Genomic DNA, 12,895 nt, shown 5'->3' on the forward strand with positions numbered 1-12,895 from the left:
CTCCTCGTCGTGGCCGTACGGCGGCGGAGGCGTCGTCTCCTCGTCGTCGCCGTACGAGGCGGGCCGGGTGGTCACCGGGGCGCTCGGCTCGTCGTGGCCGTAGGACGGGCGGGTGGTCTCGTCGTCGTCCCCGTACGCGGCCGGCCGCTTGGTCTCCTCGGCGCCGTACGCGGGCGGGGTCTTGACGGGGGTGCTCGGTCCGTCGTCGTCACCGTAGGACGACGGCGCGGTGGTGCGGGGCGCCCTGGGGAGGGCGTCCCTGACACAGGCGTTGCCGACGGCCGGGTTCAGCGCGGCCGCCACATCGACGGAGTGCCCGCAGATGTCGACCGGGACGTGCACCGGCACATGGAGGGTGTTGCCGGACAGCGCGCCGTGAGAGCCCCGTGCGGCTCCGTGCGCTCCCGAATCGGCGAGCGCCTGACTGACGTACAAGGACAGCACACCCGTCGCGGCGGCGGCCACGACCATGCCCTTGCTCAGGGTCTGTCGCAATCTCGTGGTCTTCCTGCTCGAAGAAGTGGGAAGGCCGGCCCCGGAACGCAGATTCACAGTGGATCGACGGTCCGGGGCCGGCCTGAACGCAGCCGTAGGGCTGGTGCCTTGCGTTATGCGCGTCAGTCGTTGACGCAGGCGTTGCCGAACGCCGGGTTCAGCAGGGCGATCACGTTGACGGTGTTGCCACAGACGTTGACCGGGATGTGGATCGGGACCTGGACGACGTTCCCGGACAGCACGCCCGGCGAACCGATCGCGGCACCCTCGGCACCGGCGTCGGCGAAGGCGGGAGCCGCCCCGCCCAGAGCCAGGATGGCGCCGGCGACGACAGCAGCGCTCTTCTTCATGGTCTTTCCCTTCTCTGCGGTCATGCCTTGTGACGGCCGAAACCGAGCGAGCACAACTTGAACGGCTCGCACCATGACCGGCAGGCTGTAGAACGAGGAATAGACGGCGGAAGAAACTGTGGAACGCGCACCCTCGGTCAATTCACTCGAACGCCCCCAGGGAATTGACAGCATGGAGCAACCCGTAGGTCCTGGAAATGAACAGCGAAAACCGCCCGGCGGCACGGAAATCCGTGCTGCCGGGCGGTTTTCTGGAAGCGCTCGCGCCCGCGTCAGTTGTTGGCGACGCCGTTGCCCGCGAGGACGGAGACGTCGTCGACGAGGTGCGACAGCGGCTCGTCGTTCTTCGCCTGGGTGGAGTTCTCGGCGCACTGCTGGTTCTGCGGCGAGGACAGGACGGGGATGTCCTGGACGCCGACGTTGATCAGGGCCAGCACCGACTGGATGTTCGCCTTGACCGGCAGGCCGACGCAGAGCTTGTTCACGGAGCTCTGCACCAGGGTGGCCTGCGGGCTGAGGTCGCCGTTGGTCACGTTGTTGCCGAACGCCTCGGTGGCGCCGTTGCCGCTGAACGACGTGGTGCCCGTGTCGTTGCCGATGGCAAGCGCCTGAGGGGCCGCCGCCGCCGACACGCCCACGAAGGACGCGGCGACCGCCGCCGCGGCCATTGCCTTCTTCAGCATTTCGCTTTCCTTTCCTGGCTGCTCGCCAGATGCTTTCCTGGCTGCTCGCCAGACGGTCGTTCCTGCGGAGACATCAACCCGGGGGGCGCCGATTGGTTGCGGTAAGTCACCCGATCGGATCGCTTCCGGTGCACGGAGGAGACGGAATTCCGCCGAGGCGCGTGGCCGTTTTCCCGCGCACCCCGTCGGCCGTTGGAGTGAACGGGAGCAACCCCGTCCCCGGCCCGGCAGTTGAGCCGGGCACTCCGATGGACGGGGTTTCTCCAGAAGGGAATCGCAAGTGATCAAGAAGGTTCTGGCCGTCGCCGCGGTCGCCGCGTCCGTTGCCGGCGTCTCCGCCGCCGCCGCGTCGCCGGCCCTGGCCATCGGCAACGACACCGGTACCACGTCGTTCAGCGGCAACGGCGCCTCCCAGGCGTTCGGCAACTCCGCGACGTACGGCAACATGAGCCCGCAGATGGCGCTCATCCAGGGCTCGCTGAACAAGCCCTGCATCGGCCTGCCCGCGAAGCTCAACGCCCAGTCCCTGGTGGCTCTGCTCAACGTCGGCGTGCAGGACATCCCGATCCTGTCCTCGCCGCAGAACCAGCAGTGCGTCGAGAACTCGACCCAGGCCAAGGGCGACGAGCCGCTGTCGCACATCCTGGACGACATCTCCGCGCTGTCCGGCAACGGCGCCGGCAACAACTGAGCCTCCGTACGCTCACGGACCCCGCACGGGGTCCGGCCCTCCGGGCCGCCGAGACCTTCGGCGGCCCGTCGGTGTTTCCGGTGGCGGTTGTGCCGGGGGCGTTTGTGCACTCATCGGACTGCGCTGCCCCGATAGGGTCAAAGACCGCAACCCCGGCGACCGCTTCCCCGTTGACGATCACGCAGCTCCTCCCCGGAGTCCGCCTTTCGAAGGGAACCAACATGAAGAAGCTGTGGGCAACCGCGGCCGTCGCCGCCTCCGTCGCCGGTCTCGCGGGCGCGGCCGCCCCGCAGGCCCTGGCCATCGGTGACGACCACGGCACCACGTCGTTCAGCGGCAACGGCGCCTCGCAGTCGTTCGGCAACTCGGCCACCTACGGCAACATGAGCCCGCAGCTGGCTCTGGTGCAGGGGTCGCTGAACAAGCCCTGCATCGGCCTGCCGGCGAAGCTCAACGCCCAGTCCCTGGTGGCCCTGATCAACGTCGGCATCCAGGACATCCCCGTCCTGTCCTCGCCGCAGAACCAGCAGTGCGTCGAGAACTCCACCCAGGCCAAGGGCGACGAGCCGCTGTCGCACATCCTGGACGACATCTCCGCGCTGTCCGGCAACGGCGCCGGCAACGGCTGATCGAGCCCCCCGCAGCGGCGGCCCACCGGTTCCGACCGGTGGGCCGCCGCCGTGTTTCCCGGGTCAGGACACGATGTCCTTGCGGGTGAAGCCCCGGAAGGCCAGGGCGAAGAGGACCAGGGCGTAGGTGACCGAGACCGAGGCGCCCTGGGCCATGCCGGCCCACTCCGCGTGCGGCTGGAGGAGGTCGGCCCAGGCGAACTGCCAGTGCGCGGGCAGGAAGTCCCGCCAGTGGCCGAGCGCGGTCACCGCGTCCAGCACGTTGCCGACGATGGTGAGCCCGACCGCACCGCCCACCGCGCCGAGCGGGGCGTCGGTCCGGGTGGAGAGCCAGAACGCGAGCCCGGCGGTGACCAGTTGCGAGACGAAGAGGTACAGCACCACCACGGCCAGCCGCCCGACCGCCGTTCCCGCCTCCACCGCCCCGCCGGTCGGCACGAGCAGCGGACCCCAGCCGTAGGCGGCCGTGCCCACCGCGAGGGCCACCGTGGGCAGCAGGATCATCGCGGCCAGGCTCATGCCGAGCCCCACCACGAGCTTGGACAGGAGCAGCCGGGCCCTGGGCACCGGCGCCGCCAGCAGATAGCGCAGCGAGGACCAGCCGGCCTCGGAGGCGACCGTGTCCCCGCAGAACAGGGCGACCGGGATGACGAGCAGGAAGCCGGCCGAGACGAAGAGGCTGACGGCGGCGAAGTTGGCGCCGGACGCGGTGGCCGTGTCCATCAGGGAGATCCGGCGCCCCCGCCCGGCCGGGTCACCTCCGATCGCGAACGCGGCCAGCAGGACCAGCGGCAGCGCGGCCAGGACGGCGCCCATGACGAGCGTGCGGCGCCGCCCGAGCTGGCGGACGAGCTCCACGCGTACGGGCAGGGTGCGCGAGGCGCGGTAGCCGGGTGCCGTCTCCGCGGTCTCGGTGAGCGTGCTCACGCGGAGCCTCCGATCAGGGTGAGGAAGGCGTCCTCCAGACGCCGGTGCGGGCCGACGGAGAGCACGGGCACCTCCAGCCGGACCAGGTCCACGACGAGTGCGCCCGCGGTGCTGCCGGGTTCGAGGCGGATCAGCAGCCCGTCCTCGGTCCGTACGGCGGAGGCGACGCCGTCGAGGGCGGCCACCTTGTCCACGACCGGGTCGGCGAGGGGGGTGCCGGTGCCGACCAGCAGGGTGTCGCCGGAGCCGACGATCTCCCGGACCGGGCCGGCCTGGACCAGCCGGCCCCGGTCCATGACCACCAGGTGGGTACAGGACTGCTCGACCTCGGCCAGGAGGTGGCTGGAGACGATGACGGTGCGTCCGGCGGCCGCGTACCGGATCAGCACCTCGCGCATCTCGCGGATCTGCGGCGGGTCCAGGCCGTTGGTGGGCTCGTCCAGGATGAGCAGGTCGGGCAGGCCCAGCATGGCCTGGGCGATGGCCAGGCGCTGGCGCATGCCCTGGGAGTAGGTGCGTACCGCGCGGGCCAGGGCGTCGCCGAGGCCGGCGATCTCCAGGGCCTCCGCGAGGTGGGCGTCCTCAGGGGGGCGGCCGGTGGCCCGCCAGTACAGCTCCAGGTTCTCCCGGCCGGTGAGGTGGGGCAGGAAGCCGGCGCCCTCGACGAAGGCGCCGACGCGGGAGAGGACGGGGGCGCCGGGGCGGACGGCGTGGCCGAAGACGCGGATCTCGCCGCCGTCGGGCCGGATCAGGCCCATCAGCATGCGCAGGGTGGTGGTCTTGCCCGCGCCGTTGGGCCCGAGGAGGCCGAGCACCTGGCCCTTCTCGACGCGGAAGGCGAGGTCGCGTACGGCGTACCGGTCCGACGACTTGGCGTAGCGCTTGCTCAAGCCGGTGATGACCAGCGGGACTTCGGTAAGGCCGGGGTCGGGTGCGGCGGCTGTGGTGCGGCGGCGGGCGGAGAGGAGGAGGGCCAGGGCCGTCCCGGCGCCCACGAGGGGGAGCCACCAGACCCAGGCGGGCAGCGGGGTGGCCGCGGTGGTGACGGCGGGGGCCGTGGGCACGCTCAACGGGCCCCTCAGGGACACCGTGTAGGTCGCGGGGGCGGTGGGTGAGGCGTAGCCGAGGTCGGTGGCGGCGAGGACCAGGCGGAGGTGGTGGCCCTGCTGCACCTCGTGGTCCACGGGCGGAAGGGTGACGGTGACGTCCTTGCCCGCCTTGGCGCCGGTGATCCTGAGCGGGGTGACGAGCTGGCCGGGAAGCACCTGGCCGCCGCCGGGGCCGACGTCGTAGAGCTTGGCGAAGAGGACCGCGTCGTCGCTGGTGGACCTCACGTGGACGCGGGCGGTCGGGGTGCCGGTGATACGGAGGGCGGTGCGCTGTGGCGGCGCGTCGAACCTGGCGTACTGGCCGGGGAAGTCCAGGGAGACGCCGGTGCCGAGGGCGGAGAGCTGGGCGAGGCCGCCTCCGCCGAGGCCGGGCAGGGCGGAGACGGCGGGCGGGCTGGCGCCTGCCGGGTTGGCGACGCGCTGCTCGCGGCCGGTGAGCGGGATGGTGCGGGGGTCGCCGCGCAGGCCGGGGTAGGCGCCGGCGGTGGCGCCCCGGCTGCGGGTGCTGCCGTCGGTGGAGTCGACTCCGCCGGTGCGGGTGACCCGGAAGGCGGGGCCGGTGCCGACCGGCCGGCCCTTGAGGTAATGGTCGAACCAGTCCCGTACCCGCCCCTGGACCCGGCCGGTCTCCAGGTCTCCCCCGTCGTGGCCGCCCGCGATCCAGTCGACCTTGACGGGGGCGCCGTTGGCCCGGATCGCGCGCGCTGCGGCGTCGGACTGGGCGAGGGTGAACAGGGAGTCGGTCTGGCCCTGGAAGAGCAGCGTGGGGACCTTGATCCGGTCGGCGACGGCGGCGGGTGAGCGGCGCCGGAGCAGGGCGCGGGCGTCCGCGTCGGGGACGCCCGACTGGGCGACACGCTGGTACATCGCGCACAGTGCGGGCTCGAACTTGGCGCAGCCGCCACCGGAGTTGAAGAAGACGCCGGTCCACAACCGCTTGAACACGCCGTTGGGGAAGAGTGCGTCGGCGAGGTCCCAGTAGGTGACGGCGGGCGCGATGGCGTCGACGCGCGGATCGTGCCCGGCCGCCAGCAGGGAGATCGCCCCGCCGTACGAGCCGCCCGCCATGCCGACGCGCGGGTCGCCGGGCTTGTCGAGGCGGACCTCGGGGCGGGTGGCCAGCCAGTCGATGAGGCGGGAGACGTCGGTGACCTCGTGCGCCGGGTCGTTGAGCCCGATCCTGCCCGTCGAGTGACCGAAGCCCCGTGCGGACCAGGTGAGTACGGCGTACCCGTGCCCGGCGAGGTCCTCGGCCTGGGCGCGCAGGTCGTCCTTGCTGCCGCCGAAGCCGTGGGCCAGGAGAACGGCGGGGCGCCGGCCTCCGCCTCCCGAGGTGAAGTAGGAGGTGTCCACGCGGGTGCCGTCCGCCATGGCCAGGACCCGGTCGGTGCGGTGCGGGCGGGGCGTGTCGGACGCGGTCGCGGTCCACGTGCCGGTGGCGGCCAGCAGTACGGCGGCCCCCAGCGCGGCGGCGGCCCGCCGGGGCCTCTTCAGCAGCCGGGGCACTCGGAGATCCATGACCCAACGGTACGGGCCCGGGCGGGTGTACTGCGGGCGCGGTAGGTCTGTGCTCTGCCCCGCGCCGTCAGCCTCGGGCGTCCTCGGGGAGCGAGACCAGCCAGTGGGTGTCGCGGCGGGGCCGCAGGTACAGCGCCCAGTACAGGGTGGCGGCCGCGGTGATCCCGCCGGTCAGGAGCAGGTAGACGGGGTCCTGCTGGACGAGGACGTAGCCGAGGACGGCGATGAGCAGCACGGGTACGGCCGGCCACAGCGGCATCCGCCAGGCGGGGGTGTGCCGGTGGCTGTCGCGGCGGCCCAGCAGGGCGGCGACGGCCACGAGCAGGTACATGGCGGTGACGGAGACCCCTGTGACGCCGTACAGGGTGTCCAGGTCGACGAAGCAGAGCAGCGCGCCGGGGATGCCGACGGTGAGGGTGGCGACCCAGGGCGAGCCGAACCGGCCGAGCCGGGAGAGCAGGTTGTTGACCGGGGTGGGCCACGCCTTGTCGCGGGCGGAGGCGAACAGGACGCGGGAGTTCTGGATGACCATCACGATGCCCGCGTTGATGATGGCGAGGGCGACGCAGAGGCTGACGAACGTACCGACGGCCGTGCTGGACCAGGCCGTCACCATCGCGCTGAGGTCCCCGCCGGTCAGTTCCTTCAGGTCGGTGGCGCCCATGGTGATGGCGGCGACCGGCACCAGGATGATCACGGTGGAGATGGCGAGAGTCGCGAGCACGGTCCGGGCCACGTCCCGGCGCGGGTGCTCCAGTTCCTCGGAGAGGTAGACGGCGGTCGAGAAGCCCTGGGTGACGAAGAGGGCGATGGCGAGTCCGGAGACGACCAGTGCGGCGGTGACGGGGTCGATGCCGCCGTGGGCTCCGGCCACCTCCATGGAGACCAGGCTCCCGGCGCCCCGGTGGGCGTGGGAGAAGCCGAGCACCGCGACCACGGCCGCCGCGATCACCTCCAGGACCAGGAAGACGCCCGTGATCCAGGCGTTGGCGCGCAGGTCGAGCAGCCCGGCGAGGGTGGCGAGCAGCATGACCCCGGCGCCGGTGAGGGCGGGGTCCACGTGGACGAGGGGGGCTATGTAGTCGGCGGTGCCCATGGCGATGACGGGCGGCACGATCACCACGACCAGCAGCGACAGCACGAACACCAGCCAGCCCGCGAGGCGCCCGGCGAGGGTGGAGACCATGGCGTACTCGCCGCCCGCGCTGGGGATGAGGGTGCCCAGCTCGGCGTAGCAGAACGCCACGGCGATACAGAGCACGGAGCCGATGGCGATGGTGAGCGCGGTCGCGGTGCCGAGGGTGCCGAAGAGGTCCGGGACCACCACGAAGAGGGTGGAGGCGGGCGTCACGCAGGACAGCGTCAGCAGGGTACCGCCGACGACGCCGATGGAACGCTTGAGTTTCCGCGGGCCGTCACCGGTCTCTGCGGCGTGGGCTGGCTCGGCGGGGCGGAGCGTGTCGGTCATGCGGCGTCCGATCGACTCGTGCGGTGAGGACTCGGGCGGGAGCGGTATCGCCTCCGGCGGCTCGCGGTGTGTCGTACGTCTCGCTCCCGGCGCTGCATCGAACACCGACGAAAACCGCCACGTCAATGGGTTCCGACCTACGGAATCCGCACCCCGATCCCCCCATCGACGACCGAAACAGCACCATCTCGCAGGCGCCCGCGCCCTCGTCACCCCGTACGGGAACCGCAGTCCCCGGCCGAAAAAAGACGGGCCCGGAGGCGGCGAAAGCCGCCTCCGGGCCCGGATGTCCGCGCGGCTCAGTGGTTGCGGGGGAAGCCCAGGTCGACGCCCGCCGGGGCCTCCGAGGGGTCGGGCCAGCGGGTCGTGACGACCTTGCCGCGGGTGTAGAAGTGGGTGCCGTCGTTGCCGTAGATGTGGTGGTCGCCGAAGAGGGAGTCCTTCCAGCCGCCGAAGGAGTGGTAGCCGACGGGGACCGGGATGGGGACGTTGACGCCGACCATGCCGGCCTCGATCTCCAGCTGGAAGCGGCGGGCCGCGCCGCCGTCGCGGGTGAAGATGGCGGTGCCGTTGCCGTAGGGGGAGGCGTTGATGAGGGCGACGCCGTCCTCGTAGGTGTCCACGCGCAGCACGGACAGCACCGGGCCGAAGATCTCGTCCTGGTACGCCTTCGCGCTGGTCGGCACCTTGTCGAGCAGGGAGATGCCGATCCAGTGGCCCCCCTCGTGGCCCTCGACGGTGTATCCGGTGCCGTCGAGCACCACCTCGGCGCCCTCGTCGGCGGCGCCGGTGACGTAGGCGGCCACCTTGTCCCGGTGGACCTTGGTGATCAGCGGGCCCATCTCCGAGGTGGGGTCGGTGCCGGGGCCGATCTTGATCTTCTCGGCGCGCTCGCGGATCTTCTGCACCAGCTCGTCGCCGATGGAGCCGACGGCGACGACCGCCGAGATGGCCATGCAGCGCTCGCCCGCCGAGCCGTAGGCGGCACTCACCGCCGCGTCCGCCGCCGCGTCGAGATCGGCGTCGGGGAGCACCAGCATGTGGTTCTTCGCGCCGCCGAGGGCCTGGACGCGCTTGCCGTGGGCGGAGGCAGTGGTGTGGATGTAGCGGGCGATCGGCGTGGAGCCGACGAAGGACACCGCCTTCACGTCCGGGTGCTCCAGCAGCCGGTCCACGGCCACCTTGTCACCGTGCACGACGTTGAAGACGCCGTCCGGCAGCCCGGCCTCGGCCAGCAGTTCCGCCAGCTTCAGAGCGGCCGACGGGTCCTTCTCCGAGGGCTTCAGCACGAAGGTGTTGCCGCACGCGATGGCGAGCGGGAACATCCACATCGGCACCATCGCCGGGAAATTGAACGGGGTGATGCCCGCGACCACGCCGAGCGGCTGCCGGATCGCGGCCACGTCCACGCCGGTGGCGACCTGGGTGGACAGCTCGCCCTTCAACTGGACGGTGATCCCGCAGGCCAGGTCCACGATCTCCAGGCCGCGCGCGACCTCGCCGAGCGCGTCGGAGTGGACCTTGCCGTGCTCGGCGGTGATCAGCGCGGCGATCTCGTCGCGGTGCCCGTCCAGCAGGGCGCGGAACCTGAAGAGGACGGAGGTGCGCTGGGCCAGCGAGGACTGTCCCCAGGTGGCGAAGGCGTCCTTCGCGGCGGCGACCGCCGCGTCCACCTCCTCGACGGTCGCGAAGGCGACCTTGGTGGTGACCTCGCCGGTCGCCGGGTCGGTGACCGGCCCGTACGTGCCCGACGCGCCCTCGGCGGTCTTCCCGCCGATCCAGTGGTTGACGATCTTCGTCATGTCCTCGGGCTCCTTCTCACAGATGGCGGCGGCGGGCCGGCAGATGCCGTTCGTACAGCTCGCGTGCCTTGACCGCGGACGGTCTGGTCGCGGTCTCGGCCACAGGAACATCCCACCAGGCCGCGGCGGGAGGCGCGCCCGACACACTGTCGGACGTTTCGGTCTCCACGTAGACACAAGTGGGGGTGTCGGCGGCGCGCGCCTCGGCGAGGGCCTCCCGCAGCCCGGAGACCGTCCCGGCGCGCAGCACCCGCATGCCGAGGCTGGCCGCGTTGGCGGCGAGGTCGACGGGGAGCGGCGGGCCGGTGAGGGTGCCGTCCCCGGCGGGATACCGGTAGGCCGTGCCGAAGCGCTCGGCGCCGACCGACTCGGACAGACCGCCGATGGACGCGTATCCGTGGTTCTGGATCAGCACCATCTTGATCGCGACGCCCTCCTGCACGGCGGTGACGATCTCGGTCGGCATCATCAGATAGGTGCCGTCACCGACCAGCGCCCAGACGTTCCGCTCGGGCGCGGCGAGCTTCACGCCGAGGGCGGCCGGGATCTCGTAGCCCATGCAGGAGTAGCCGTACTCCAGGTGGTACTGGTCGCGGGCGCGGGTCCGCCAGAGTTTGTGCAGGTCGCCGGGGAGGGAACCGGCCGCGTTGACGATGATGTCGCTCGCGTCCACCAGGGCGTCCAGCGCGCCGATCACCTGGGCCTGGGTCGGCACCGCGTCGGGGTCCTCGGCAGCGAAGCAGGCGTCGACGCTCGCCTCCCAGCGGGCCTTGCCCTCGGTGTAGCCGGCCACCCACGCCTCCGGCACCCGGTACCCGTGCATCCCCAGCGCCTCGGTCAGCTCGCCCAGCCCGCTGCGGGCGTCGGCCACCAGCGGCAGCCCGGCCAGCTTGTGACCGTCGAAGGGCGCGATGTTGAGGTTGAGGAAGCGCACACCGGGGTCCTCGAAGAGGGTGCCGGAGGCGGTGGTGAAGTCGGTGTACCGGGTGCCGACCCCGATCACCAGGTCGGCCGCGCGGGCGAGTTCGTCGGCGGTGCGGGTGCCGGTGTGGCCGATGCCGCCCACGTCCTGGGGATGGTCGTACGGCAGGGAGCCCTTGCCGGCCTGGGTGGAGGCGACCGGGATGCCGGTGGCGGCGGCGAACTCCGCGAGCGCCTCCTCGGCACGGCTGTGGTGGACCCCGCCGCCCGCGACCACGAGGGGACGCCGGGCCTCCCTGATCACCCGTACCGCTTCGGCGAGTTCGGCCGGGTCGGCGCCGGGCCTGCGCACGGTCCACACCCGGTCGGCGAAGAACTCCTCGGGCCAGTCGTACGCCTCCGCCTGCACGTCCTGCGGGAGGGCGAGGGTGACGGCGCCGGTGTCGACCGGGTCGGTGAGCACCCGTACGGCGGCGAGCGCGCTCGGGATCAGCGCCTCGGGACGGGTGATCCGGTCGAAGTACCGGGACACCGGGCGCAGGGTGTCGTTCACCGACACATCGCCCGCGTAGGGGAGTTCGAGCTGCTGGAGGACGGGGTCGGCGGGGCGGGCGGCGAAGACGTCGCCGGGCAGCAGCAGGACGGGCAGGTGATTGACGGTCGCGAGGGCGGCGCCGGTGACGAGGTTGGTGGCGCCGGGGCCGATGGAGGTGGTCACCGCGTGGGTGGAGAGCCGGTTCGACTGGCGGGCGTACCCGACGGCCGCGTGCACCATCGCCTGCTCGTTGCGGCCCTGGTGGTACGGCATCGACTCGCGGTGTTCCAGCAGGGCTTGGCCGAGTCCGGCGACGTTGCCGTGGCCGAAGATCCCCCAGGTGGCGCCGATGAGCCGCTGCCGGACGCCGTCGCGCTCGGTGTACTGGGCGGCGAGGAAACGGACGAGCGCCTGCGCGACCGTGAGCCTGGTGGTCACCGGTAACCCCCTGTGTGGTCGGGGTGGAAGCTGATCCGCCACTCCCGGTCGGCGCCGGGGCCGGCCATCACGTTCAGGTAGTACATGGCGTGGCCGGGCTGGGCGATCGACGGGCCGTGCCAGCCGTCGGGTACGAGCACCGCGTCACCCGTGCGGACCTCGGCGAGCAGGTCGGCGCCGCCGGCACGGGAGGGGAAGACGCGCTGGTAGCCGAGGCCGGCTTCCTTGATCTCGAAGTAGTAGATCTCCTCCAGCTCGGACTCCTCCCCCGGCCGGTGCTCGTCGTGCTTGTGCGGCGGGTAGGACGACCAGTTGCCGCCGGGGGTGACGACCTCCACGGCGATGAGCCGGTCGCAGTCGAAGGTGTCGGCGGCGGCGAAGTTGCGCACCTGGCGGGCGCAGGTGCCGCTGCCGCGCTCTTCGACGGGAACCTCCGGCGCGGGGCCGTAGCGGGCGGGGAGTCGTCGCTCGCACTTCGCTCCTGCCAGGGCGAAGCGGCCTCCCGCGCCGGAGGCGATCTGGACCCGGCTGTCGCGGGGGGCGTACGCGAAGTCGGAGACTGCCGCGAACACGTTCTCCCGGCCCCGGATCTGAAACTCTTTCTCGTCCATTTGTACGGTACATGCACCCTGGAGGGGGAGCACGATCCATTCGGCGTCACCGGTGTCGAAGGTATGGGTGCCGCCCGCTTCCAGCTCCACGACGCGCAGACGCGTGTGGGCCCAACCCTGAAGCCGGTCCTCCTGATCCGGCCCGATGTCGAGCGCGTACGGGCCGCTCGCGGCCTCGCCGTGCGGCAGATGGAGTCGGGTGCTCGTCATGCGGGGCCCTCACAGCAGTCCTGCGGCGGTGTCCACGGCGGCGGCCACGTCGCCGTCCGCCGGGTACAGCAGTGTGCGGCCGACCACCAGGCCGCGCACGGTGGGCAGTTGCAGCGCGCCGCGCCACTTCTCGTACGCGGCCGCCTGCTCCTGCGGGGAGCCGCCGGACTCGCCGCCCAGCAGGACGGCGGGCAGCGTGGTGGTCGCCATGACGTCGGCCATGTCGTCCGGGTTCTCCGTGACGGGCACCTTCAACCAGGTGTAGGCGGAGGAGCCGCCGAGTCCGGAGGCGATGGCGAGGGAGGTGGTCACGGCCTCGGCGGACAGATCGTTGCGCACGCGCCCGTCCGGGCCGCGTCGGCTGAGGAACGGCTCGATGAACAGCGGGAGTCGGCGCTCAGCCATGGCGTCGACGGCGCGGGCGGCGGACTCCAGGGTGGTCAGCGAGCCGGGGTCGGAGGGGTCGATGCGCAGCAGCAGCTTGCCCGCGTCGAAGCGGCGGCGCGTG

The 12,895-nt window shown here is 72.1% G+C and carries 12 protein-coding genes; 2 read left to right on the forward strand and 10 right to left on the reverse strand.

What is annotated here, in order from left to right:
• The 3 genes from CCN33_RS19330 to CCN33_RS19340 all read right to left on the reverse strand — a co-directional run.
• Window positions 1–495: chaplin (locus tag CCN33_RS19330; protein ID WP_140394596.1), on the reverse strand; the 495-nt coding region annotated here is incomplete at its 3' end.
• A 122-nt stretch (window positions 496–617) separates the two neighbouring features.
• Entirely contained in the window at window positions 618–845 is a 228-nt protein-coding gene (locus tag CCN33_RS19335) for a chaplin (RefSeq protein WP_086694833.1), read from the reverse strand.
• A gap of 272 nt (window positions 846–1,117) precedes the next feature.
• A complete protein-coding gene (locus CCN33_RS19340) occupies window positions 1,118–1,528 on the reverse strand; it encodes a rodlin (protein WP_086694834.1) in 411 nt (136 codons plus the stop codon).
• 280 nt (window positions 1,529–1,808) lie between these two features.
• Between CCN33_RS19340 and CCN33_RS19345 the strand changes: the two genes are divergently transcribed.
• Both CCN33_RS19345 and CCN33_RS19350 read left to right on the forward strand, forming a co-directional pair.
• Window positions 1,809–2,219, forward strand: a complete 411-nt coding sequence (locus tag CCN33_RS19345; RefSeq protein WP_086694835.1) for a rodlin — start codon at window positions 1,809–1,811, stop codon at window positions 2,217–2,219.
• Window positions 2,220–2,440: 221 nt separating this feature from the next.
• Window positions 2,441–2,848, forward strand: a complete 408-nt coding sequence (locus CCN33_RS19350; RefSeq protein WP_086694836.1) for a rodlin — start codon at window positions 2,441–2,443, stop codon at window positions 2,846–2,848.
• Window positions 2,849–2,911: 63 nt separating this feature from the next.
• On the opposite strand, the gene CCN33_RS19355 is transcribed toward CCN33_RS19350, so the two are convergent.
• From CCN33_RS19355 to CCN33_RS19385, 7 genes are all read right to left on the reverse strand, one after another.
• Window positions 2,912–3,775 (reverse strand): ABC transporter permease, encoded by an 864-nt coding sequence (locus tag CCN33_RS19355; protein ID WP_086694837.1) that lies wholly within the window; start codon window positions 3,773–3,775, stop codon window positions 2,912–2,914.
• Complete coding sequence (locus CCN33_RS19360; protein WP_086694838.1) at window positions 3,772–6,402, reverse strand: alpha/beta fold hydrolase; 2,631 nt, start codon at window positions 6,400–6,402, stop codon at window positions 3,772–3,774. Before CCN33_RS19360 ends, CCN33_RS19355 begins: the two co-directional genes overlap by 4 nt.
• A gap of 67 nt (window positions 6,403–6,469) precedes the next feature.
• Window positions 6,470–7,870, reverse strand: a complete 1,401-nt coding sequence (locus CCN33_RS19365) for an APC family permease (RefSeq protein WP_086694839.1) — start codon at window positions 7,868–7,870, stop codon at window positions 6,470–6,472.
• 299 nt (window positions 7,871–8,169) lie between these two features.
• Window positions 8,170–9,672, reverse strand: coding sequence for a CoA-acylating methylmalonate-semialdehyde dehydrogenase (gene mmsA, locus CCN33_RS19370; protein ID WP_086694840.1), 1,503 nt, complete (start codon window positions 9,670–9,672; stop codon window positions 8,170–8,172).
• 16 nt (window positions 9,673–9,688) lie between these two features.
• Window positions 9,689–11,566 (reverse strand): 3D-(3,5/4)-trihydroxycyclohexane-1,2-dione acylhydrolase (decyclizing), encoded by a 1,878-nt coding sequence (iolD, locus tag CCN33_RS19375; protein ID WP_086694841.1) that lies wholly within the window; start codon window positions 11,564–11,566, stop codon window positions 9,689–9,691.
• Window positions 11,563–12,387 (reverse strand): 5-deoxy-glucuronate isomerase, encoded by an 825-nt coding sequence (gene iolB, locus CCN33_RS19380; RefSeq protein WP_086694842.1) that lies wholly within the window; start codon window positions 12,385–12,387, stop codon window positions 11,563–11,565. Before iolB ends, iolD begins: the two co-directional genes overlap by 4 nt.
• A 9-nt stretch (window positions 12,388–12,396) precedes the next feature.
• A partial coding sequence (locus CCN33_RS19385) for a Cgl0159 family (beta/alpha)8-fold protein (RefSeq protein ID WP_425275856.1) occupies window positions 12,397–12,895 on the reverse strand: 499 nt, incomplete at its 5' end.

It is taken from the genome of Streptomyces recifensis (genome assembly GCF_002154615.1).
GTDB lineage: Bacteria > Actinomycetota > Actinomycetes > Streptomycetales > Streptomycetaceae > Streptomyces > Streptomyces griseoluteus.

What these genes read in the sequence shown, in the direction of transcription:
- mmsA (WP_086694840.1), bottom strand. Translation starts at nt 9,672, where the DNA reads ATGACGAAGATCGTCAACCACTGGATCGGCGGGAAGACCGCCGAGGGC.
- CCN33_RS19365 (WP_086694839.1), bottom strand. Translation starts at nt 7,870, where the DNA reads ATGACCGACACGCTCCGCCCCGCCGAGCCAGCCCACGCCGCAGAGACC.
- CCN33_RS19335 (WP_086694833.1), bottom strand. Translation starts at nt 845, where the DNA reads ATGAAGAAGAGCGCTGCTGTCGTCGCCGGCGCCATCCTGGCTCTGGGC.
- iolB (WP_086694842.1), bottom strand. Translation starts at nt 12,387, where the DNA reads ATGACGAGCACCCGACTCCATCTGCCGCACGGCGAGGCCGCGAGCGGC.
- CCN33_RS19350 (WP_086694836.1), top strand. Translation starts at nt 2,441, where the DNA reads ATGAAGAAGCTGTGGGCAACCGCGGCCGTCGCCGCCTCCGTCGCCGGT.
- CCN33_RS19340 (WP_086694834.1), bottom strand. Translation starts at nt 1,528, where the DNA reads ATGCTGAAGAAGGCAATGGCCGCGGCGGCGGTCGCCGCGTCCTTCGTG.
- CCN33_RS19360 (WP_086694838.1), bottom strand. Translation starts at nt 6,402, where the DNA reads ATGGATCTCCGAGTGCCCCGGCTGCTGAAGAGGCCCCGGCGGGCCGCC.